Below are 21,608 nucleotides of genomic sequence, written 5' to 3' on the forward strand. Positions count from 1 at the left end.
CCTACTCATTTGTCTCATATAATTTTCGGAGGTTTGCAACATCCTCTTCCTGGATACCATAAAAAGAACCTGCAGGTTGCATGACAGACTTCTCATCTGTATGGTCCAAGCCAATCGCATGCCCCAACTCATGTTCTGCCGTATGAACAATGCGCTCATAGGAATAACCATAGTTAGGATTGGACAGATAATAATGATTCAACCGCACCGTTACAGACAAGAATTGCCCTGTTAATAGATTGGTCTGACTTTCCGCCTCTCCTGCAACAGGAGTGCCTCCGTCATTCATCTCCGTAGCTAAGATATCTGCCTTGCTGGACTCAGTCACAAGTTCAAAGTTAAAGGCACCAGTTTGATTCCAATTCTGAATCGCTTCTAAATATGCCTCTTGAAAGCGTGAATCCATTTTGGGATCCAGGTAAATACGAGCAGAAGCCTGTGACCACCTTCCTTCAGAGTGTTGGTAACTATCTGTCTGGTTCAACTTAGGCAGTTGCCCTGTTTTTTCCCATTGGTCGATACTTTGTTGACCAATCTTTACTGATTGTTCTGCTTGCTTTAGCGCTCCTTGAAAATCCCCGTTCAGATACCAGAGAAAAGCAAATGCAAGAGCACATAAGAGAACAACCGTCCAAACCAGGCGCCAAAACAAACGCCACACAAAAGAAAAGAAAGCCCCTATCAAATGAAAAATCCAGCGCATGTCTCTCCACCTTTCTAGCAAATAAAAACTATTTTACTAAAACAAGCTGAAAGAAAGCTAAATTATGACAATCTCTCTTCTAATTTGAAATCGATTGGCAGGGTTGCTAAAAAAACTTCCAATTGTTTTTCCCAATAATACCACTCGTGAGTTCCAGCGCTATGGCTATAGGTCACATCAAATTTCAGTTTTTTGAGGTTTTTCACTGCTAGATTATTGGCAGCGTACAAGAAATCCTGCTCGCCACACCAAGCCCAAAGTTTAGTCTTTTTATCCGATTTTTTAGACAAACTTTCAAGAGAATAGGGACTGGTTGTCCAATCTTTAATTTCCCCAAAAACACCTCTCCAATAAGCTGGCGTTCCCAAATCTTGGCTTTCAGGAGAAAAATATTGAAAGCTAAGGGCACCTGAGAAACTAGCTGCATGAGAAAAACGATTTGTAGCAAGAGCCAATTTAAAGCATCCGTATCCTCCCATAGAAAGGCCAGCGATAAAGGTCTTTTCACGCTTGCTGGTCATATTAGGGAAGAAGCGTTTTAGAACCTGTGGTAATTCCTCTGCTAGAGCTGTGTAATAGTCAAAACCATACTGAGTATCGGTGTACCAACCGTTGCTGGTATTGGGCATGATGACGATAAGATTAGTGCCTCGAAGCAAGCGTTCTACATTGGTCCGCTTGAGCCAACTATTATGATTGCCAGACATCCCGTGCAAGAGGTACAAGACGGGAATATCTTTACACTCTGGTTCTTCCACTCGATTGGCATCTGGATAGAGGACATTTACTCCCCACTCCATATCCAAAACTTGTGAGTAATACTCTATTTTCATTACTGCCATATTTTTCCTCTATTTTTCTATAAGAAAAAGCCGACATTCGACTTTCTCTCTGTTTATTTCAATGATTATTTTGCTTCCATGACTACTGGTAAAATAGCTGGACGTCGCTTGGTTTGGTCAAAAAGGTACTTGGTCAAATTATCACGAACCTTCCCTTTAAGATCTGCCCAGTCAAAGTCATCTCCTTGAAGATAGTCTTCCACCGTTTGGTTAATCAATTCTGAACTTTCACGGAGAATATCGCGACTCTTCTTGAGATAAACAAATCCACGCGTGTGAACACGGGCCTTGGCTACAATTTTCTTCTCACGACGGTTAACGGTGATTGCGACGATGAAAATACCGTCCTCTGACAGGACCTTACGGTCACGAAGGACCACATTTCCAACATCACCGATGGCATTTCCGTCAATCAAGACATCCCCTGCCGAAACCGCTCCAGCTGGGACAAAGTCTCCATTCTCATAAGCCATGCTGGTTCCCTTTTTAGGGATGAAAATGCGTTCTGGCAACATCCCAACTGCCATAGCAGCCTTAGCATGGGCATCTAACTCACGGTATTCCCCTTGAATTGGGAAGAGATACTTGGGTTGCAAGAGGTTAATCATCAGCTGCAAATCACGCGCATTTCCATGCCCTGAGACGCGCAAGCTTTGGGTAATCAGTTTGACAACTCCACCAGCTTGGTAAATCATGTTTTCCACACGTGCCATGACTGCTTCTTTAGCGATAGACGGAGTCGTTACGATATAGACTAAGTCACCGTCCTTGATTTCCACATAACGGTGGCGACCAATCGACATCTTGCGAAGACCGTTGATTGGCTCACCCATACGGCCTGTCTCAAGGATAATCAACTCATGGTCTTCAAAACGAGACATATCTTTTGGCTTAATCAAAAGACTCTCGTTAGCTAGAGACAATTTCTTGAGGCGAATAGCAGTACGGACGATATTTTCAATATCAAATCCTGTCAAGACCACACGACGGCCTGTTTCATCCGCAGCGTCAAACACCTGCTGAATACGAGAGAGGTTGCTAGCTACTGCTGCAACAATGATACGGCCATCCCAGTCTGCAATGGTTTGAGTGATTTCGTCCCCAACTTCACTTTCGCTAGCCACTTGGATATTACTGTCCGCATTGGCTGAGTCACTGAGAAGCGCTAGAACTCCATCACGACCGATTTCTGCCAAACGAGCGAAGTCTGTCGCATAGGATTCACTAGCTGTCTGGTCAAATTTGAAGTCACCTGTATAAACGATACTACCTTCAGCCGTCTTCAAAACCACACCCAGACTCTCTGGGATAGAGTGGGTCGTACGGAAGAAGGAAACCACAGTCCCTCCAAAATCAATCTCCGTATCTTCATCAATGACATGGAAATCATTGAATTTCTTAACTGCGTCATTTCCTTTGACAAAGAGTTTGGCCAACTCAATGGTCAACTCCGATCCAAATACAGGCACCCTGGCTTCAGCCAAGAGATAAGGAAGCGCGCCAATAGCATCGGCATGTCCGTGGGTCAAGAAGACCCCTGCAATACGGTCGCTATTTTCAAAAAGGTAGTCCATATTGGGAATGACTACATCCACCCCTAGTTGTTCATTTTCAGGGTATTTTAGACCTGCATCCAAAACGAAAATAGACCCATCGATTTCAGCGATATACATATTTTTCCCATTTTCACGCACACCACCAAGTGTTGTTAAACTGATATTACTCATTTTTCCTCCGAAAGCTTAGTTTATCTTGATTATAGGGTTGCTTACCCTTTTATTCTAAAAGCACTATTGCTTTTAGCCGAATCTTTTCCTACTATTATACCATTTTTTTGATGATTTTCAAAATGAAGGTTTCCAGCTAAAGAACTATAAACAACTCTTCTCCAAGGCACAAACAAGAAAGAACTGGGAAAAACTAAAAAGAATGTTTCTGACTAGTTTCCTGTTACTCTTCAAATCTTTCCGCGACATTGAATAGCACTTCGCAGTCACAGTAGGCTCCATTTGCTTCTAAAAAGTCTCTAACTGTTTCGACTTCCACATTGTGCTTCTCTAGAAATGTTTGTGTTAATAAAAAATCGTCCTGACAAGCTTGAGTTTCAAGTTCTACATCCAAAAAGTCAAACAAGTCAAAAAAGAGCTCCCTTGACAAGGGCAAACTTTCTTCGAACTTTTGTCTTTCTTGCTTTTTATAGTCCGCTCGTAATCTCTTTTTCTTCATCTTATCCATTTGACACCTCTAAGCTTTCCTTTGGCCAGTTATCTAGCTAACTAGTCCTCTTTTTTTATTATAACACTAAACTGGCTCCTTTTGAAGCCTATTCATGAACATAAAAAAGAGTCAGCAAGCCAACTCTTTCCTATCGTCTACTCTTTTTCCATTAAAAAGTCATAAATTTCTTGCACGGTACCCAGCGCCATCATTTCTTGATCTTTGACGGTTTGTTTGAGATGTTGGTAAATCTGGCTTTCTCCGATTTCCCGCTTTGGTGCCTCTTTATTGACTGTCATGACACCATCTTTAATTGTCACAAATCCTAGTTCTTCAAACACTTGAATCATCTTGACCAACAAGATTTGTTGAATATTGAGATAAGTAGATAAATCTTTGAGCTTGTAGCGAATATCAAACTCTGGAAACTGGTAGATGGTCTTGTACAATTTGGCAAACTGCTCTCTAGTCCCATAACCTGTCAGATAATAGGCCTTGTCAATGTCATTTTTGAAATAAACCGCAGAGAAATTCTGTTCCTGAAAAATGGTCTTCAGCTGAGTAATATCCTCAGGAATGGTTTTTACGACAACAGCTTCACTAGTCGCTAAATCTGGCACTTCTCCAGCAAAATCCAAGACTGGAACTCCCTCTGGCAAGGTGGTATTCTTCCCACGAATATTAAAGAGTTGAACACCCTCCACACGCGCATCCACCATCATCAACTGAAGAGCGGTTTGGCCATTCCATTGGTTGACAGACAATTTGACTGCTAACTCTAGATTCTTGGTTTGAGCAAACTCCGTTGCCCATCTGCCTTGTCCAAATGCCACCACTTCAAAACTGGCTTCACCCTTAGAGATTTTCAGTTTGAGATGGGCATTGCCTGCTCCCATAGTACGAGCACTTTCAACCTGAAAATCCTTGATATAAAAGACAGGTTTCTGATTGTCCATTCCAAAGGGAGCTAAACGTTCAAAGTTCTTGACTGTTTCAAGACTCAAAGTCTCCAAATCCAGCTCTTCATCTAGGTTTAACTTATTCTTGCCAGCAGCATCTGCACCTTTTTCACGGACATAGTCTTCTAAAACCTGAGATAAATCTGAGAGTTTCTCAATTTCCAGCGTCATTCCTGCTGCGCCAGCATGACCACCAAATGCAATGAAGAGGTCACGATAAGGATCCAAGGCTTCAAAAATATCGACCGCTTCAACACTACGAGCGCTACCCTTGGCACGACCGTCTTCTATATTAAGAACGATGACTGTCTGCCCCAATTCTTCCAACAAACGACCAGCCACAATCCCTAGAACCCCAGGATTCCAGTCTTCCTTGGCCAAGACTTGGACCTTCTTCTCGGGATCCACCATGGTTTTGGCTTCTTCATAGATAGATTGTACGATTTCCTTGCGCTCTTCATTTTTCTGGTGAATCATAAGGGCAATCTCGTGCGCTTCCTCATCATCAAATCCAGTCAGCAAATCAATTGCTGGATTGGGATCATCCAAGCGACCCAAGGCATTCAAACGAGGAGCAATCTGGAAACCAACCGTTTCTTCTGTTACTTCGTTAGCAGCAATCCCAGCCATATTCAGCATTTCTTGTAGACCAACACGCTGAGTGTGCCCCAACATTTCCAGACCATATTGAACCAAGATACGGTTTTCATCCGTCAAACTGACCATATCTGCAATGGTACCAATAGCGACTAAATCAAGCAATTCAACTTGTACTTCTTCTAACAAGGCACAAGCTAACTTGAAGGCTACTCCACAACCAGCCAAATATTTGAAAGGATAGTCCGCATCTGGATGCTCAGGATGGACAATAGCATAGGCATCTGGCAAGGTTTCAGGCATTGAATGGTGGTCAGTCACAATGACATCCACTCCCATAGACTGAGCCAATTCAATCGCCTCATGACCCGCAACCCCATTATCCACCGTCACAATCAAGGAAATTCCTTCTTGCTCGATGAAGTATTTATAAACACTGGCATTAGGTCCATAACCATCTGTAAAACGATTGGGCAGGTAAACACGGCACTCAGCACCAAGCTGTTCCAAACTTTCCTTCACAATAGAAGACGAAGTCATGCCATCTGCATCGTAATCTCCATAGATGAGAATATTTTCCCCTTCTTCAATGGCCTGACGAATCCGTTCTACTGCCTTATCCATATCATGGAGCAGATAAGGGTCATGCAAGTCCTCCAAGGAAGGTTCTAAAAACTTTTTCAGACTTTCTTCGTCCTGAATCCCTCTCTCAAATAATAAGCGAGCCACCTCAGGACCCAATCCAGCCTTCTTGGCTATCTTTGTAAAATCCGCATCTTCAACCTGCGGGGCAAACTGCCATTCATAAGTAGGTGTTATCAAAAAGACATCCACTCTTTCTAAGAATTCTATTGCTTCATTATAACATGATTTAGACTTTTTCTCTATCCAGATTACTTTCTACAAAAATTTTACTAACTTTTTTCTGATATGATTTGACAAGACAAATCTTTTGGTGTAGAATCATGTTATAAAATGTAACACAAAGGAGATTCCTTATGGCTTTAGTAGAATTTGAACACGTCGAAAAATATTACGGAGACTACCATGCACTCCGTGACATCAATCTCCGTTTTGAAAAAGGACAAGTCGTTGTCCTACTCGGACCATCTGGTTCTGGAAAGTCCACTCTTATCCGTACCATCAATGGTTTAGAGGCTGTTGACAAAGGAAGTCTTCTAGTAAATGGTCACCAAGTTGCTGGTGCCAGCCAGAAAGATTTGGTGCCCCTTCGCAAGGAAGTTGGCATGGTTTTCCAACATTTCAACCTCTATCCTCATAAAACTGTGTTAGAAAACGTAACACTAGCGCCTGTAAAAGTTCTAGGAATTGATAAAAAAGAAGCTGAAAAAACAGCTCAAAAATATTTGGAATTTGTAAATATGTGGGACAAAAAAGATTCTTATCCAGCCATGCTATCTGGTGGACAAAAACAACGGATCGCCATTGCACGTGGACTCGCTATGCATCCTGAACTCCTCCTCTTTGATGAACCAACATCTGCTCTTGACCCTGAAACCATCGGCGATGTTCTTGCAGTTATGCAAAAATTGGCCCACGAGGGTATGAATATGATTATCGTTACCCATGAAATGGGCTTTGCCCGTGAAGTTGCCGACCGCATCATCTTTATGGCTGACGGAGAAGTTTTGGTGGATACGACAGATGTCGATGACTTTTTCGATAATCCAAGTGAACCTCGCGCTCAACAATTCCTCAGCAAAATCATCAACCACGAAAGTGACAAAGTCAAATAAGGAGGCACCTATGAAAAAGAAATTCTTTTTATCAGCAATATTGATTAGCCTTTTCGGTCTTGCTGCTACAAAACCAGTCCAAGCTGATACCAGTGTCGCAGACATTCAAAAAAGAGGCGAGCTAGTTGTCGGTGTGAAACAAGACGTTCCCAATTTCGGTTACAAGGATCCCAAGACAGGAACCTATTCTGGTATCGAAACTGACTTGGCCAAGATGGTAGCTGATGAACTCAAGGTCAAGGTTCGCTATGTGCCTGTTACAGCGCAAACTCGTGGCCCCCTTCTAGACAATGAGCAGGTCGATATGGATATAGCGACCTTTACCATCACAGACGAACGCAAAAAACTCTATAACTTCACCAGCCCTTACTACACAGATGCTTCTGGCTTTTTGGTCAATAAGTCTGCCAAAATCAAAAGCATTGAAGACCTAAACGGAAAAACCATCGGCATTGCCCAAGGTTCCATTACCCAACGCTTGATTACCGAACTGGGTAAAAAGAAAGGCCTGACCTTTAAATTCGTCGAACTTGGTTCCTACCCAGAATTGATTACTTCCCTCCACGCTCACCGTATTGATGCTTTTTCCGTTGACCGCTCTATCCTATCTGGTTACATCAGTAAACGGACAGAACTGCTAGATGATAGTTTCAAGCCATCTGACTACGGTATCGTTACTAAAAAATCAAATACCGAGCTCAACGACTATCTTGATAACTTGGTTACCAAATGGAGCAAGGATGGCAGTTTGCAAAAACTTTATGACCGTTACAAGCTCAAGCCATCTAGCCATACTGCAGATTAAGGAGGACACCCCATGACAGATTTATCATCTTGGACAGCCTATTTTCAGGATTTTGGACAATTTTTCAATGGCTTCCTCTTTACTCTTGCCCTGGCAATCGGATCCTTTATCCTCGCCATGGTCTTAGGTATCTTCTTTGGAGCTATGTCGACCAGTAAACGCCCAATTTTGCGCATTTTAGCTCGCATCTTTGTCGAATTTTACCAAAACACTCCCCTCTTGGTGCAGTTTGTTATCGTCTTCTATGGTCTACCTCTTATCAGTGACCACATCATCATGATTCCGATTTATTGGACAGCTGTACTCTGTGTAGGTCTCTATCACGGCGCCTATATTGCTGAGGTTATTCGTTCAGGTATTCAGTCTATTCCTAGCGGTCAGATGGAGGCCGCCTTGTCGCAAGGGTTTACCTATATCAGTGCTATGCGCTTGATTATCTTGCCTCAGGCTTTCCGTATCATTCTCCCTCCTTTGACCAACCAAATCGTCAACCTCATCAAGAACACCTCTACAGTCGCTATCATCTCTGGAGTCGACTTGATGTTTGTGACTAAGTCTTGGTCAGCACTTAACGGAAACTACATTCCAGCATTCTTAGGCGCTGCCCTTCTCTACTTTTCTCTATGCTTCCCTGTTGCCCAGTTTGGTCGCAAAATGGAGCAAACCAACAAAAAAGCCTATTCACTTTAGGAGGTTACTATGGAATCCATTTTAGAAGTTTTGACCCCAGATAACCTAATCTTCATCTTTAAAGGATTTGGCTTGACCCTCTATATTTCTCTGATTGCCATCGTACTCTCTACCCTGATTGGGACGGTACTTGCGGTCATGCGAAATGGGAAAAATCCTGTCTTGCGAATCATCTCCAGCATTTATATCGAATTTGTGCGTAACGTTCCCAACCTTCTCTGGATTTTCACTATCTTTTTGGTGTTCAAGATGAAGTCGACACCAGCAGGTATTACAGCCTTTACCCTCTTTACCTCAGCAGCCTTAGCTGAGATTATCCGAGGTGGTCTCAATGCCGTAGACAAGGGACAGTACGAAGCAGGAATGTCACAAGGCTTCACCTCAGCCCAAATCCTCTATCACATCATTCTCCCACAAGCCATCCGCAAAATGTTGCCTGCCATCATTTCTCAGTTTGTAACCGTGATTAAGGATACCAGTCTTCTCTACTCTGTTATCGCCCTACAAGAACTCTTTGGAGCCAGCCAAATTCTCATGGGCCGTTATTTCGAACCAGAGCAGGTCTTTAGCCTTTACATCCTGACTGCCCTCATCTACTTCAGCTTTAACCTAGCAATTTCTAGCCTGTCTCATATGCTAGCAAAACGTTGGCAACAAGCTGCAGAATAAACAGCCACTCTCCAGTTCAATTGGAGAGTTTTCTTGTTGGTAGCTATGCTCTTTTAGGCTTACTGGCTGGTTTTTATATCACCTTCCTTTATCAAAAGATTTCCTTCCCCTATCTAGAGAAAATTACCAATCTCAAACGCTTAAATCACGATACTAGAGAAATTCAAATCCATCTTAGCAGACCTTTCAACTATCAATCAGGACAGTTTGCCTTCCTAAAGATTTTCCAAGAAGGCTTTGAAAGTGCTCCGCATCCCTTTTCTATCTCAGGAGGTCATGGCCAAACACTTTACTTTACTGTCAAAAATTCAGGTGACCATACCAAGAATATCTATGACAATCTTCAAGTCGGCAGCAAAGTAAGCGTAGACAGAGCTTACGGACACATGATTATAGAAGAAGGACGAGAAAATCAGATTTGGATTGCTGGAGGTATTGGGATTACCCCCTTCATCTCTTACATCCGTGAACATCCTATTTTAGATAAACAGGTTCACTTCTACTATAGTTTCCGTGGAGAAGAAAATGCAGTCTATCTGGATTTGCTCCGTGACTATGCTCAGAAAAATCCTAATTTTGAACTCCATCTAGTAGACAGTACAAAAGACGGCTATCTTAATTTTGAACAAAAAGAAGTACCCCAACATGCAACCGTCTATATGTGTGGCCCTCTTTCTATGATGAAGTCACTTGCCAAACAGATTAAGAAACAAAATCCAAAAGCAGAGCTTATTTACGAAGGATTCAAGTTCAAATAATCAATCACATTCTTCTGGGATATCTCAGGAGTTTTTCTACTCAACCGCAAAAAACACTGCCAGATTTCTCTAGCAGTGTTTTGAGTTTCATTTATCTTAGTAAACTGTTCTTTCAGTTTCTACGTCGAAGAAGTGTGCTTTGTTCAAGTCAAAGCCAAGTTCAACTGTTGCACCTGCTTGCAAGTAGTCACGAGCGTCAACTTTTGCAACGAACTCATCTTTACCAACTTGGCAGTATAGGTGAGATTCTGAACCAAGCAATTCTGATACAGAGATTGTTGCTTTCACAACTGATTCTGGGAATGTTTCAAGGAAAGCAGGTTCTGCATTTACGTCTTCTGGACGGATACCGAAGATCAATTCTTTTCCTTCGTAGCCTTTTTCACGAAGAACTTTCAAAGCACCTTCTGGAACTTTCAAAGTAAATCCGTCAGCAACAATGCGGTCACCGTTCAATTTAACATTGATGAAGTTCATAGCTGGGCTTCCGATAAATCCTGCTACGAATTTGTTAACTGGGTTTTTGTAAACTTCTTGAGGAGTACCGATTTGTTCAACACGTCCGATAGTACCAGTACCAGCAGGGTTTTTAGTTGCTGACATGATAACGATACGGTCTGCAAGTGTCATCGCTTCTGTTTGGTCGTGAGTTACGTAGATAGTTGTAGCTCCGATACGACGGTGGATTTTAGCGATTTCAGCACGCATTGATACACGAAGTTTTGCATCCAAGTTTGACAAAGGTTCGTCCATCAAGAATACTTTTGCATCACGGACGATTGCACGACCCATGGCAACACGTTGACGTTGACCACCTGAAAGGTCAGCTGGTTTACGATCCAAGAATTCTTTCAAACCAAGAATTTCAGCTGCTTCTTGTACACGTTTGTCAATGTCTTCTTTGCTGTATTTACGCAATTTCAAACCAAAAGCCATGTTATCGTATACAGTCATGTGTGGGTAAAGAGCGTAGTTTTGGAATACCATGGCGATGTCACGGTCTTTTGGAGCTACGTCATTGACAACCACGCCATCGATAGATGCAGTACCTTCTGTGATGTCTTCAAGACCTGCAATCATACGAAGAGTAGTTGATTTACCACATCCTGAAGGTCCTACGAAAACGATGAACTCTTTGTCTTTAATGTTCAAGTTGAAATCTTCAACTGAATAGTGTTCGCTATTTGGATATTTTTTGTAAATATTTTTAAGATTTAATTCTACCATTGTGGTGAACTCCTTTTGTCATTTGATAGTTATATTATAGATGAAAACGCTTTACATTTCTATGGCAAGGTGACCAAAAAAATGAAAAAGTTCTGTGCAACTTGCACAAAACTTTAAATAATATCAGGTAAAATCAACTGATAACATAAGGTGAGGTCCGTCAACTCCTTCAACTGAAGCCCTGTCAACTCTTCCCATTTGTCAATCTTGTACTGGAGAGAATTGCGGTGCAGATAGAGTTGCTGGGCTGTTTTAGTGAGAACAGCACTATTTTCCCATAATGAGAGAATAATTTCCTGAATTTGATCCTGATCCAAAATCATCTGGTGTAGGCATTCCTTGATTACTCTCAAATCCACGACTCTTTCCCCCATACTCCAGAGATAGAGCTGTGAAAAAGTGTGAACACCTTGGTGACCCTGACGCCACCAAGTCTTAAACAAATTCCGCTCCGCTTTGATTAAGTCTGATAGGACTTGATGTCCTGTCTGAGACCAAACCTGACCCAACATGATAGAGAGACGCAGTCCAAAGTCATACTCAACCGCTTCAATCGTATCACTTAAAATAGCTCGTACAGAGGTGTATTTGTCTTGTTGAAGCACGAAAACATAGTCCTGAGCTCCGACCTGAATCACCGTCTGACAGTTAGGAAATAGGGTTCGCATCATATCCAACCAAGAAGCCAGATTTTCCTGCTGAAAATAGGAAAGATGACAATAAACCAACTGAATCTTTTTAAAAGCATGTGGGGCTTGTCCCTTGCCCTCAATCAGATAAGAATACCAAGGATTGAGCGAACGAGCCTGCTCCTGCTGGGTCAAAAGGGCAACCAACTGTTTTTCACGCTCGCTCAGACTAGCTTCCTCCAGCAAAATCCACTGATTTGCGGATACTGGAAGCGTCAGATAACCTTCCTTATCGACTGGTTGGTCTACGATTTGAGCTTGTGGAAACCAATCTAGTAATTCTTTTGCAATCATTCCAAGCCCTCCAATTTTTGGATGCACCAAGAAATCAAGGTTTCTAGGCGTTCCACATTTTCAGTCATATGAAGATAACCCATGACCGCTTCAAAACCTGTAGACATACGGTAGGTCACTACATCTGCGTTCTTTGCCTTGGTGTGACTATTGGTATTGCGCCCCCGTTTATAGATTTCTTCTTCTTTTTCCGTTAGGACTTGCTCCTCCAACATGAGGGAAATCAAGCGTGCTTGAGCCTTGGCTGATACATACTTAGTGGCCTCTTGATGGAGTTTATTGGGCTTGGTCATGCCTTTAAGAATGAGATGACGGCGGATATACATAGAATAAACCGCGTCACCTTCAAAGGCTAACGCAATCCCGTTAATGAGATTGACATCAATCACGAGTCCACCTCACTCCATCCTTGGTATCAAGTAGTTTAATCCCTTGTGCAGCTAGTTGGTCACGGATTTGGTCAGCTGTCGCAAAGTCACGATTGGCACGCGCTTCTTGGCGTTTTTGAATCAAGGCTTCAATCTCTTCATCCAAATCTTCCTCAACAAAGACCACTCCAAAGACTTCTAACATCGCCGCAAGAGCTTCCTTAACAGCCGCATCGTAGTTACCTGAGTTGATCCATTTGGCCATTTCAAAGACTACTGTGATACCGTTTGCGGAGTTGAAATCTTCATCCATAGCCGCTACAAACTTATCTTTAAATGCTTGTAATTCTTGAACATCTACAATTCCAGTAAACGGTTGCTCATAAGTGTTCTTCAGATACTTGAGATTAGTCTCGGCATCCCGCACTGCTTTTTCCGTAAAATTGATTGGCTTACGGTAGTGCTGAGTCGCAAAGAAGAATCTCAATACTTGACCGTCGATAGTTTTGAGAGCATCGTGTACCGTAATGAAGTTTCCCAAAGACTTAGACATCTTGACATTGTCGATATTGACAAAGCCATTGTGCATCCAGTAGTTGGCGAAGGTCTTGCCTGTTTTGGCTTCTGACTGGGCAATTTCGTTGGTGTGGTGCGGAAACTCAAGGTCAGCTCCACCACCGTGAATATCGATGGTATCTCCTAAAATCTCAGTTGACATGACTGAACACTCGATGTGCCAGCCTGGACGACCTGGTCCCCATGGACTATCCCAAGAAATCTCACCTGGTTTGGCAGCTTTCCAGAGGGCAAAGTCCACAGGATTTTCCTTACGAGCTGTTTCCTCATCTGTACGACCTGAAGCACCTAGTTCCAAGTCTTCTAGGGTTTTATTGGCCAACTTAGCATAGTTGTGGGATTTTTCTACACGAAAATATACATCCCCTTGACTCTCATAAGCATAGCCCTTTTCAATCAAGTCTTCTACAAAGCGGATGATATCAGCCATAAACTCTACAACACGTGGATGACGAGTCGCAGGTTTAACACCCAAAGCTGTCACATCCTCACGAAAGGCCGCAATGTACTTGTCCGCTACTTCCTGAGGTGTGATACCTTCTTCCTTGGCACGGTTGATAATCTTGTCATCTACATCGGTAAAGTTGGAAATGTAGGCAACCTCATAACCACGGTACTCAAAGTAGCGACGAATGGTATCGAAGGCTACTGTTGAGCGGGCATTCCCTACGTGGATATAGTTATAAACTGTCGGCCCACATACATACATCTTAACCTTGCCGTCCTCGATTGGGACAAATTCTCGCAAATCACGAGACATGGTGTCATAGATTTTAATCATAAAATAATAGTCAGGAAAGCTAAAATTCATAAACAGGTATTTTCATAACTAACTGTTCAACGAAATTTTAGCCCGATTGCCTGTCACAAATCGGATTTCCTTGCTCCTTTCTAAACATAAAAGAAGAATGAAGTAAAAAGATGAAGGGAGTCACTACGGAAGTTTTATTTCTATGTTTTCCGTTAGGCTCCCTTCCTTTCTTGTTTCGAATTTATCGTAAAGACTAGTCTAAACTAACTCTTGAGCAATGACTAGCTCTTGAGCAATGACTAGGGCAATCTCAAAGAAAGTCATAGCATCCGCCTTTCTATCCTCGCGTCTAGCATCCCATTCGTGATTGTGATGGTCGACATAGTCAGCTGTGTAGAAAAATTGATAGACATCGGCTTGTCGATATTGGGCCCAGGCCATGATAGCTGAAGCTTCCATATCTACAACTCTAGCTCCTGCTGCTAGTCTTCGTTTGACCTTAGCAGCTGTTTCACGATAGAAGGCATCTGTGGTCCAAGACTTTGTTCGAATATGCTCAATGCCAGCTTTATCCAAGGCTTTTTCCATAGTAAAGAGTAGAGATTGCTCATAGGCTATTTCATCACTTGCTGGAGCATAGTGATAACTAGTACCTTCATCACGTAAAGCCGAGCTTGGTAGGATAATCTTATCTGCTTGAATAGACTGGTCCAGAACTCCACAAGACCCTAAAACGATAAAGTTTTTAAAACCTCTCGCTTTGAGTTCTTCTAAGAGTCCAACAACCATTGGAGCACCAATCGTAGCCATAGCAACTGCTACCTTACTCCCATCTTTTTCATAGATATACCATGGCAGTTTGCCATTTAGATTGGTAAGATAGCCACCTTCGTAGACACCATCTATCTGCTTTACTCGTTCAAGGATTTCTCCATTAAAAGACAAGATAATGGTATCACAGATTTCTCCACCACTAAGAAGGCTTCGATCAGTTGGCTCGATAACAGCAGGTACATTTTCAAATTCTTCTAATAGCATTTATTACTCTTTCGCATTCAGATAAACCACTTGGGTTTGTTTGACAAAGCCAATCTTTTCAAACGGACGAAATCAAATGTTAAAGCTCAGACGATCTATGACTGGCATCTCTCGCTTGCTCGAGTTTATTGACGTAATACTCTCGTTTTTCTTCGACTTCGTGAATGGTTGGTTCATCCTTTTGACCATGCACTCGGACAATCTTAGCAGGAATACCGACAACCGTTACATCGCTAGGTACATCTGCAACAACAACCGCTGCAGCACCGACTTTGGCATTTTCACCGATTTCTACAGGCCCGATAACTTGGGCATGTGCAGATATGAGAGCTCCCTTACGCACGGTCGGATGGCGTTTGCCAACATCCTTCCCTGTCCCACCAAGAGTTACCCCGTGGTAGAGAAGAACCCCTTTTTCAACAATAGCTGTTTCCCCAATCACAAGACCAGAACCGTGGTCGATGAAGACACCTGAGTCAATCTGAGCACCCGGATGAATCTCGATTTGTGTCCAAAAGCGCCAAAACTGGCTGTGCATACGAGCTAAGAGCTTAAAGCCATTCTCCCAGAGAAAATGAGAGAGACGGTGGGCAGCCAAGGCTTTCACACCAGGATAGGTCAAAAGAACCTCCAAAGTGGTGCGAGCCGCTGGATCATTTTCTTTTACGATATCAATGGTTTCACGCCACCATCCCATACAATTCTCCTTTTCTTATTCTGAGTCTTTTGGTGTTTCTGTAGTTTCTTTCTTAGGTTTGTGGTCCTTGTGGTGGTGACGAGGACGATCGCCATGACGATGACCCTTTTCACCTTTATCTTCTGAATGTTCAGGTTTCGGTGGACGTGGCAAGAGTGCTTTCATCGAAGCATCTACACGACCTTTTTCGTCAATCTTGATAATCTTGACATCCACTTCATCACCGATGGCTACCAAGTCTTCGACACGGTTAGTGCGAGTCCAAGCCATTTCAGAGATATGAACGAGGGCATCAGTCTTGTCAAAGAGGTTGACAAAGGCACCGAATTTTTCGATACGAACAACTTTGGCATGGTAAACTTCGTCCACTTTCGCTTCACGAACCAAACCAGCAATAATTTCTTTAGCACGGTTAATAGCATCTTGGTCGCTTGAGTAGATAGACACGTTTCCTTCTTCGTCGATATCAATCTTAACGCCTGTTTCAGCGATGATCTTGTCGATGGTTTCTCCACCCTTACCGATGACAATCTTGATCTTATCCACATCGATTTTGATGGTATCAATTTTCGGAGCAGTTGGAGCCAATTCTGGACGAACTTCTGGGATTGTTTCTTCAATCACATCAAGGATTTCAAAACGAGCTTTCTTGGCTTGAGCAAGAGCCTCAGTCAAGATTTCTGCAGTAATTCCTTGGATTTTGATATCCATTTGAAGGGCTGTAATCCCGTCACGAGTTCCTGCAACCTTGAAGTCCATGTCTCCAAAGTGGTCTTCCAAACCTTGGATATCTGTCAAAACTGTGTAGTTATTACCATCTGAGATAAGACCCATTGCAATACCAGCTACTGGCGCCTTGATTGGCACACCACCAGCCATAAGGGCAAGAGTTCCCGCACAGATAGAGGCTTGAGAAGAAGAACCGTTTGATTCCAATACTTCTGCTACAAGACGAATCGCGTAAGGAAATTCTTCTAAGCTTGGCAAGACTTGAGCAAGAGCACGCTCACCAAGAGCACCATGACCAATCTCACGACGACCAGGTGCACCGTAACGACCAGTTTCCCCTACAGAATATTGAGGGAAATTATAGTGGTGCATAAAGCGTTTCTTGTACTCTGGATCCAAACCATCAATGATTTGCGTTTCACCCATTGGTGCCAAAGTCAAGATAGAAAGGGCTTGAGTTTGTCCACGAGTAAAGAGACCTGAACCGTGCACACGGGGAACGAAGTCAACAACCGCATCCAAAGGACGGATTTCATCGACCTTACGACCATCAGGACGAACCTTGTCTTCTGTGATCAAACGGCGCACTTCTGCGTGTTCCATTTGTTCCAAGATTTCAGCCACATCCCGCATGATACGGTCAAATTCTTCATGGTCTGCATATTTTTCTTGATAAACTGCTGTGACTTGGTCCTTAACTGCTTGAGTTGCAGCCTCACGAGCCAATTTTTCTTCTACTTGAACCGCTGTTTGAAGGTCGCTGTTGTAGGCTGCAATGATTTCAGCTTGCAATTCAGCATCCACATGAAGCAATTCTACTTCTGCTTTTTCTTTACCGACTGCCGCAACGATTTCTTCTTGGAAGGCAATCAATTCTTTGACAGCTTCGTGCCCTTTGAGAAGAGCTTCCAACATGATTTCTTCTGACAATTCTTTGGCACCAGACTCTACCATGTTGATAGCATGCTTAGTACCAGCTACTGTCAATTCAAGAAGAGATTGCTCTGCTTGTTCTTGAGTAGGGTTGATGACGATTTCTCCATCAACATAGCCTACTTGAACCCCAGCGATTGGGCCGTCAAATGGAATATCTGAGATAGATAGTGCTAATGATGAACCAAACATAGCTGCCATTGGTGCAGATGCATTTTCATCGTAAGAAAGGACAGTGTTGATAACTTGCACTTCGTTACGGAAACCTTCCGCAAACATTGGACGGATTGGACGGTCAATCAAACGCGCTGTCAAGGTTGCATCTGTTGAAGGACGTCCTTCACGTTTCATAAAGCCACCAGGAAATTTCCCAGCCGCATACATTTTTTCTTCGTAGTTGACTTGAAGTGGGAAGAAATCCCCAGTCGCCATTTTCTTAGACATGACGGCAGCAGTCAAGACAGTTGACTCACCATAACGCACGACAACAGAGCCATTTGCTTGCTTAGCAACCTGACCAGTCTCTACGATCAACTCACGACCCGCAAAAGTCGTTTGAAACACTTGTTTTGTCATTTTAATCCCCTTTGGATTGATAAAATTATACGCCTTGCCTACAAAGATCAAGATATTTTGGACGTTTCGGCTTGCCGAACATTTCTGTAGAAAAATAGGAAACTGGCGAAGTCTTCGATGAAGACAAGACAGTTTATCTTTTTTACACAGCTTTTCGGCCGGGTTCAATTACGCATGATAGCAGAGATTAAAGCAGTGTGCCACTCACACCAGGAAATCTATCTTTTTCACTAGGGATTTAGCCCGTGTTCAACTCCGAAATTACTTTAGTTCTGATTCTTTAACTTACATCTCTTTGACATAAGATTAAGACTGCTTAAATATCGTTTATACCCTCATCTTTGTATCAAGTACGTACAGAGTCTATTTTATCATATTTTTCTTAAAAAGTACGGTCTTTTCTATTAAAAAGGAACCATTCCTCTATGAAAAGAAGAATGGTTTGCTTTTTGTTATTTTAAGATTGATGATTAAACAAGGCATGGGTTGCTTGGTGAATGTACTGAGCAGTGTCTGCATTGTTCATGGTGTAGAGATGCACGCCTACTACGTCTTGCGTTACCAAGTCCACGATTTGGTCCACGGCATAGGCAAGTCCTGCTGCTCTGAGTGACTCAGGGTCATTCTCATACTTGTCCAAGATAGCCTTAAACTTACGTGGGAGATGGATATTCTCACAAGTCTTCAAGAGACGAAGCGCTTGGTTACGATTCAGGATTGGCATGATTCCTGCATGAATAGGAACATCAATTCCTGCCAAGGTGCATTTGTCTTGGAAATCGTAGAAACGCTCGTTGTCAAAGAAAAGCTGAGTGACAAGGCTTGAACAGCCTGCATCTACTTTTTTCTTGAGATTTTGAATATCTGAGATTTGGTTTGGTGAATCAGGGTGCCCTTCTGGGTAACAAGCTCCAATAATTTCAAAATGTGGCGCCTGTTCCTTGATAAATTCGATCAAATCTGTCGCGTAACGGAAATCTTTTTGTGGCTCCACATCAGGAATGATATCTCCACGAAGAGCCAAGATTTTCTGAACCCCAACCTTATCCAAATCTGCAATAGTCTCAGCCACCTTATCCTTAGTCAGATAGATAGCTGGCAAGTGAGCAATGGTTGGAATCTCCAAGTCATTTTGGATATAGTCTGCCAAACGAACCGTCGTCTCTTTGATATTAAATTTATTATTGCTGGCAGTCACACTGATGAAGTGTGGCGCCAAGTCCTGCATATCTTTCAGGGCCGCAATAATTTTGTCATTGCCTACTGCTGGGTTTGGAGGGAAAACTTCAAATGAGAGGGACGGTGTTTGACGTGACATATGTATGAACCTTTTTCTAGTTGATTTCTTACTGATCAACCATGTATAGAGAACTGTCTTTTCTTACAATTTCTCACGCGCAGCTTTCGCAGCTTCTACAAGGCGGATCAAGCTTTCTTTCGTTTCTGGAATACCACGTGTTTTCAAACCACAGTCAGGGTTGATCCAAACTTTCTTGCTAGGTACTTTCGCAAGAATTGCTTCGATGGTGTGGTCGATTTCGCCTTCGTTAGGCACACGAGGTGAGTGGATATCGTAAACCCCAGGTCCAACTTCAGTTTGGAAGTTTTTCGCTTTGAGTTCGTCCAAGATTTCAAGGTTTGAACGGCTAGCCTCAAATGAGATAACGTCTGCATCCATGTTGTCGATAGCTGGGATGATATCTGTAAATTCTGAGTAACACATGTGAGTGTGAATTTGTGTGTCTGGTGCTACTGTTGAGTGTACCAAACGGAAGGCTGGAATAGCCCAGTCAAGGTAATCTTCGTACCAGTCGCTACGACGAAGTGGCAATTTCTCACGAAGGGCAGCCTCGTCGATTTGGATGATTTTCACGCCTGCAGCTTCAAGGTCAAGAACTTCATCCTTGATAGCAAGAGCGATTTGAAGAGTAGAATCCTTGATAGAGATGTCTTCACGTGGGAATGACCAGTTAAGAATTGTAACAGGTCCAGTCAACATACCTTTAACAGGTTTGTCTGTACGGCTTTGTGCGTAGCTAGACCATTTCACAGTGATTGGGTTGAGACGAGTTACATCACCCCAGATGATTGGTGGTTTAACCCCACGCATACCGTATGATTGTACCCAACCGTTCTTAGAGAAGAGGTAACCTGACAAGTTTTGACCGAAGTACTCAACCATGTCGTTACGCTCGAATTCACCGTGTACAAGCACGTCAAATCCAACTTCTTCTTGCCATTTGATCCATTCGTCGATGGTTTCAGCAAGGAAGGCATCGTATTCTTCTTGTGACAATTCACCCTTACGGAAGGCCAAACGTTTAGCACGAACTTCCTTAGTTTGAGGGAATGAACCGATTGTTGTTGTTGGAAGAGCTGGAAGTTTGAATGCTTCTTCTTGGATTGCTTCACGTTCTGCGAAGGCTGGCAAACGAGTGTAGTCTGCGTCTGTCAATCCAGCGATACGAGCACGAAGTTCCGCATTTTCACCAACACGTTCAGTCGCAAAGAGTTCTTTGTTAGCTGCAAGAGCTTCTGCACCTTGACCGTTGCGGATAGCATCCAAGTCACGGATCTCATCCAATTTTTCAACTGCAAATGCAAAGTGGTTCAAGATAGCTGGTTCAAATTCTTCATTAGCAGTTGTAAATGGCACATGAAGAAGTGAACATGAGCTTGTCAAAACGATGTTTTCAGCTGGGATTTGCTCAAGAACAGCCAAGCTCTTTTCGTAGTTGTTGCGCCAGATGTTCTTACCATTGACAATACCTGCATAAAGAGTCTTGTCAGCTGGGAATCCACCTTTAACAAGTTCAAGAGTTTTCTTACCTTCAACGAAGTCAAGACCGATCGCATCTACTGGCAATTTCACAAGGTCAGCGTAAACGTCACGAACGTCACCGAAGTAAGTTTGAAGCAAGACTTCAAGACCTTTTTTATCAGCCAAGAGTTTGTTGTAGATGTTCAAGAAGAGGGCTTTTTCTTCTTCTGTCAAGTCTTTGACAAGAGCAGCTTCATCGAGTTGGATACGAGTGGCACCAAGTTCAGCCAATTTCGCAAAAACATCTTGGTAAGCAGCTACTAAGCTATCTACGAAGTCTTCTGCTTTCACGCCTTCTTCAAAGTCTGATAATTGAAGGAAAGTGAATGGACCTACAAGGACAGGACGAGTGTTGAGACCAAGTTCTTTAGCTTCTTGGAACTCATCGAAAATCTTGTGACCAGCCAATTTTACTTGAGTGTCTTTTGCAAATTTTGGAACGATGTAGTGGTAGTTTGTGTTGAACCATTTCTTCATCGGAAGGGCACGAACATCCCCTTTTTCTCCTTGGTAACCACGTCCCAAAGCAAAGTAGCGTTCAAGATCAGACAAGTCCAAGTTTTGTACTGATGCAGGAACTACGTTGAAAAGGAAAGCAGCATCAAGGAAGTTGTCATAGTGAGAAAAGTCATTTGATGGGATTTCAGTGATACCTTTTTCCTTGACGATGTTCCAGTGTTTTGCACGCAATTCTTTCGCAGCAGCCAAGAGTTCTTCTTCTGAGATTTCTTTTCTAAAGTATTTTTCAGTTGTAAATTTTAATTCACGGAATTCACCCAAACGTGGGAAACCGATAATTGTAGTTGACATGTTTTGTCCTCCAAAAATTGTTGTTGAAACTATCTTAACAGAAAAGAAAGCGTCTGTATAATTGTAAAAAATTAGGCTTTGATATAGTTTGAAACTATATCG

The 21,608-nt window shown here is 42.7% G+C and carries 18 protein-coding genes and 1 pseudogene; 5 read left to right on the forward strand and 14 right to left on the reverse strand.

Going from position 1 to position 21,608, the window contains the following annotated elements:
- Position 1: 1 nt before the first annotated feature.
- The 5 genes from QM959_RS00810 to recJ all read right to left on the reverse strand — a co-directional run bounded on the left by QM959_RS00810 (position 2) and on the right by recJ (position 6,140).
- Positions 2-703, reverse strand: coding sequence for a M57 family metalloprotease (locus tag QM959_RS00810; RefSeq protein ID WP_414370773.1), 702 nt, complete (start codon positions 701-703; stop codon positions 2-4).
- A gap of 62 nt (positions 704-765) precedes the next feature.
- Positions 766-1,545: an alpha/beta hydrolase gene (locus QM959_RS00815; protein ID WP_414370775.1), complete on the reverse strand. Its 780-nt coding sequence runs from the start codon at positions 1,543-1,545 to the stop codon at positions 766-768.
- Positions 1,546-1,610: 65 nt separating this feature from the next.
- Positions 1,611-3,272 carry a ribonuclease J gene (locus QM959_RS00820; protein ID WP_414370777.1) on the reverse strand — a complete coding sequence of 554 codons (1,662 nt, stop codon included), beginning with the start codon at positions 3,270-3,272 and terminating at the stop codon, positions 1,611-1,613.
- 223 nt (positions 3,273-3,495) lie between these two features.
- On the reverse strand, positions 3,496-3,780 hold the full coding sequence (locus tag QM959_RS00825) for a DUF2695 domain-containing protein (RefSeq protein ID WP_247934601.1): 285 nt from the start codon (positions 3,778-3,780) through the stop codon (positions 3,496-3,498).
- A 137-nt stretch (positions 3,781-3,917) separates the two neighbouring features.
- On the reverse strand, positions 3,918-6,140 hold the full coding sequence (gene recJ / locus QM959_RS00830; protein WP_414370779.1) for a single-stranded-DNA-specific exonuclease RecJ: 2,223 nt from the start codon (positions 6,138-6,140) through the stop codon (positions 3,918-3,920).
- A gap of 176 nt (positions 6,141-6,316) precedes the next feature.
- On the opposite strand from recJ, the gene QM959_RS00835 reads away from it, so the two are divergent.
- The 5 genes and pseudogenes from QM959_RS00835 to QM959_RS00855 form a co-directional block, all read left to right on the forward strand.
- The gene (locus QM959_RS00835; protein WP_247934603.1) at positions 6,317-7,075 is read left to right on the forward strand and encodes an amino acid ABC transporter ATP-binding protein; all 759 of its coding nucleotides are present in this window, start codon (positions 6,317-6,319) and stop codon (positions 7,073-7,075) included.
- Positions 7,076-7,085: 10 nt separating this feature from the next.
- The gene (locus tag QM959_RS00840; protein ID WP_247934604.1) at positions 7,086-7,880 is read left to right on the forward strand and encodes a transporter substrate-binding domain-containing protein; all 795 of its coding nucleotides are present in this window, start codon (positions 7,086-7,088) and stop codon (positions 7,878-7,880) included.
- Positions 7,881-7,892: 12 nt separating this feature from the next.
- Positions 7,893-8,570 carry an amino acid ABC transporter permease gene (locus QM959_RS00845; RefSeq protein ID WP_247934605.1) on the forward strand — a complete coding sequence of 226 codons (678 nt, stop codon included), beginning with the start codon at positions 7,893-7,895 and terminating at the stop codon, positions 8,568-8,570.
- A gap of 9 nt (positions 8,571-8,579) precedes the next feature.
- Positions 8,580-9,239 (forward strand): amino acid ABC transporter permease, encoded by a 660-nt coding sequence (locus QM959_RS00850; RefSeq protein WP_247934606.1) that lies wholly within the window; start codon positions 8,580-8,582, stop codon positions 9,237-9,239.
- 20 nt (positions 9,240-9,259) lie between these two features.
- Positions 9,260-9,997, forward strand: a pseudogene (locus QM959_RS00855) (oxidoreductase); the annotation flags it as partial.
- Between the two features lie 96 nt (positions 9,998-10,093).
- Here the strand turns inward: QM959_RS00855 and QM959_RS00860 are convergent.
- The 9 genes from QM959_RS00860 to metE form a co-directional block, all read right to left on the reverse strand.
- Complete coding sequence (locus QM959_RS00860; protein ID WP_049504000.1) at positions 10,094-11,224, reverse strand: ABC transporter ATP-binding protein; 1,131 nt, start codon at positions 11,222-11,224, stop codon at positions 10,094-10,096.
- Between the two features lie 113 nt (positions 11,225-11,337).
- The gene (locus QM959_RS00865; protein ID WP_414370782.1) at positions 11,338-12,207 is read right to left on the reverse strand and encodes a helix-turn-helix domain-containing protein; all 870 of its coding nucleotides are present in this window, start codon (positions 12,205-12,207) and stop codon (positions 11,338-11,340) included.
- Positions 12,204-12,596, reverse strand: coding sequence for a Mini-ribonuclease 3 (locus QM959_RS00870; protein WP_414370784.1), 393 nt, complete (start codon positions 12,594-12,596; stop codon positions 12,204-12,206). The genes QM959_RS00865 and QM959_RS00870 overlap by 4 nt, the downstream gene beginning before the upstream one ends.
- On the reverse strand, positions 12,589-13,932 hold the full coding sequence (cysS, locus tag QM959_RS00875) for a cysteine--tRNA ligase (protein WP_414370955.1): 1,344 nt from the start codon (positions 13,930-13,932) through the stop codon (positions 12,589-12,591). The genes QM959_RS00870 and cysS overlap by 8 nt, the downstream gene beginning before the upstream one ends.
- Before the next feature lie 228 nt (positions 13,933-14,160).
- Entirely contained in the window at positions 14,161-14,940 is a 780-nt protein-coding gene (locus tag QM959_RS00880; protein WP_414370786.1) for a nucleoside phosphorylase, read from the reverse strand.
- Positions 14,941-15,019: 79 nt separating this feature from the next.
- On the reverse strand, positions 15,020-15,637 hold the full coding sequence (gene cysE / locus QM959_RS00885; RefSeq protein WP_414370787.1) for a serine O-acetyltransferase: 618 nt from the start codon (positions 15,635-15,637) through the stop codon (positions 15,020-15,022).
- 15 nt (positions 15,638-15,652) lie between these two features.
- Complete coding sequence (gene pnp, locus QM959_RS00890; protein ID WP_414370788.1) at positions 15,653-17,875, reverse strand: polyribonucleotide nucleotidyltransferase; 2,223 nt, start codon at positions 17,873-17,875, stop codon at positions 15,653-15,655.
- Between the two features lie 457 nt (positions 17,876-18,332).
- On the reverse strand, positions 18,333-19,193 hold the full coding sequence (gene metF / locus QM959_RS00895; protein ID WP_414370789.1) for a methylenetetrahydrofolate reductase [NAD(P)H]: 861 nt from the start codon (positions 19,191-19,193) through the stop codon (positions 18,333-18,335).
- Positions 19,194-19,256: 63 nt separating this feature from the next.
- The gene (gene metE, locus QM959_RS00900; RefSeq protein ID WP_414370791.1) at positions 19,257-21,506 is read right to left on the reverse strand and encodes a 5-methyltetrahydropteroyltriglutamate--homocysteine S-methyltransferase; all 2,250 of its coding nucleotides are present in this window, start codon (positions 21,504-21,506) and stop codon (positions 19,257-19,259) included.
- Positions 21,507-21,608: the final 102 nt, after the last annotated feature.

The sequence above is a fragment of the Streptococcus mitis genome, from assembly GCF_047459985.1.
GTDB classification, from domain to species: domain Bacteria; phylum Bacillota; class Bacilli; order Lactobacillales; family Streptococcaceae; genus Streptococcus; species Streptococcus mitis_DZ.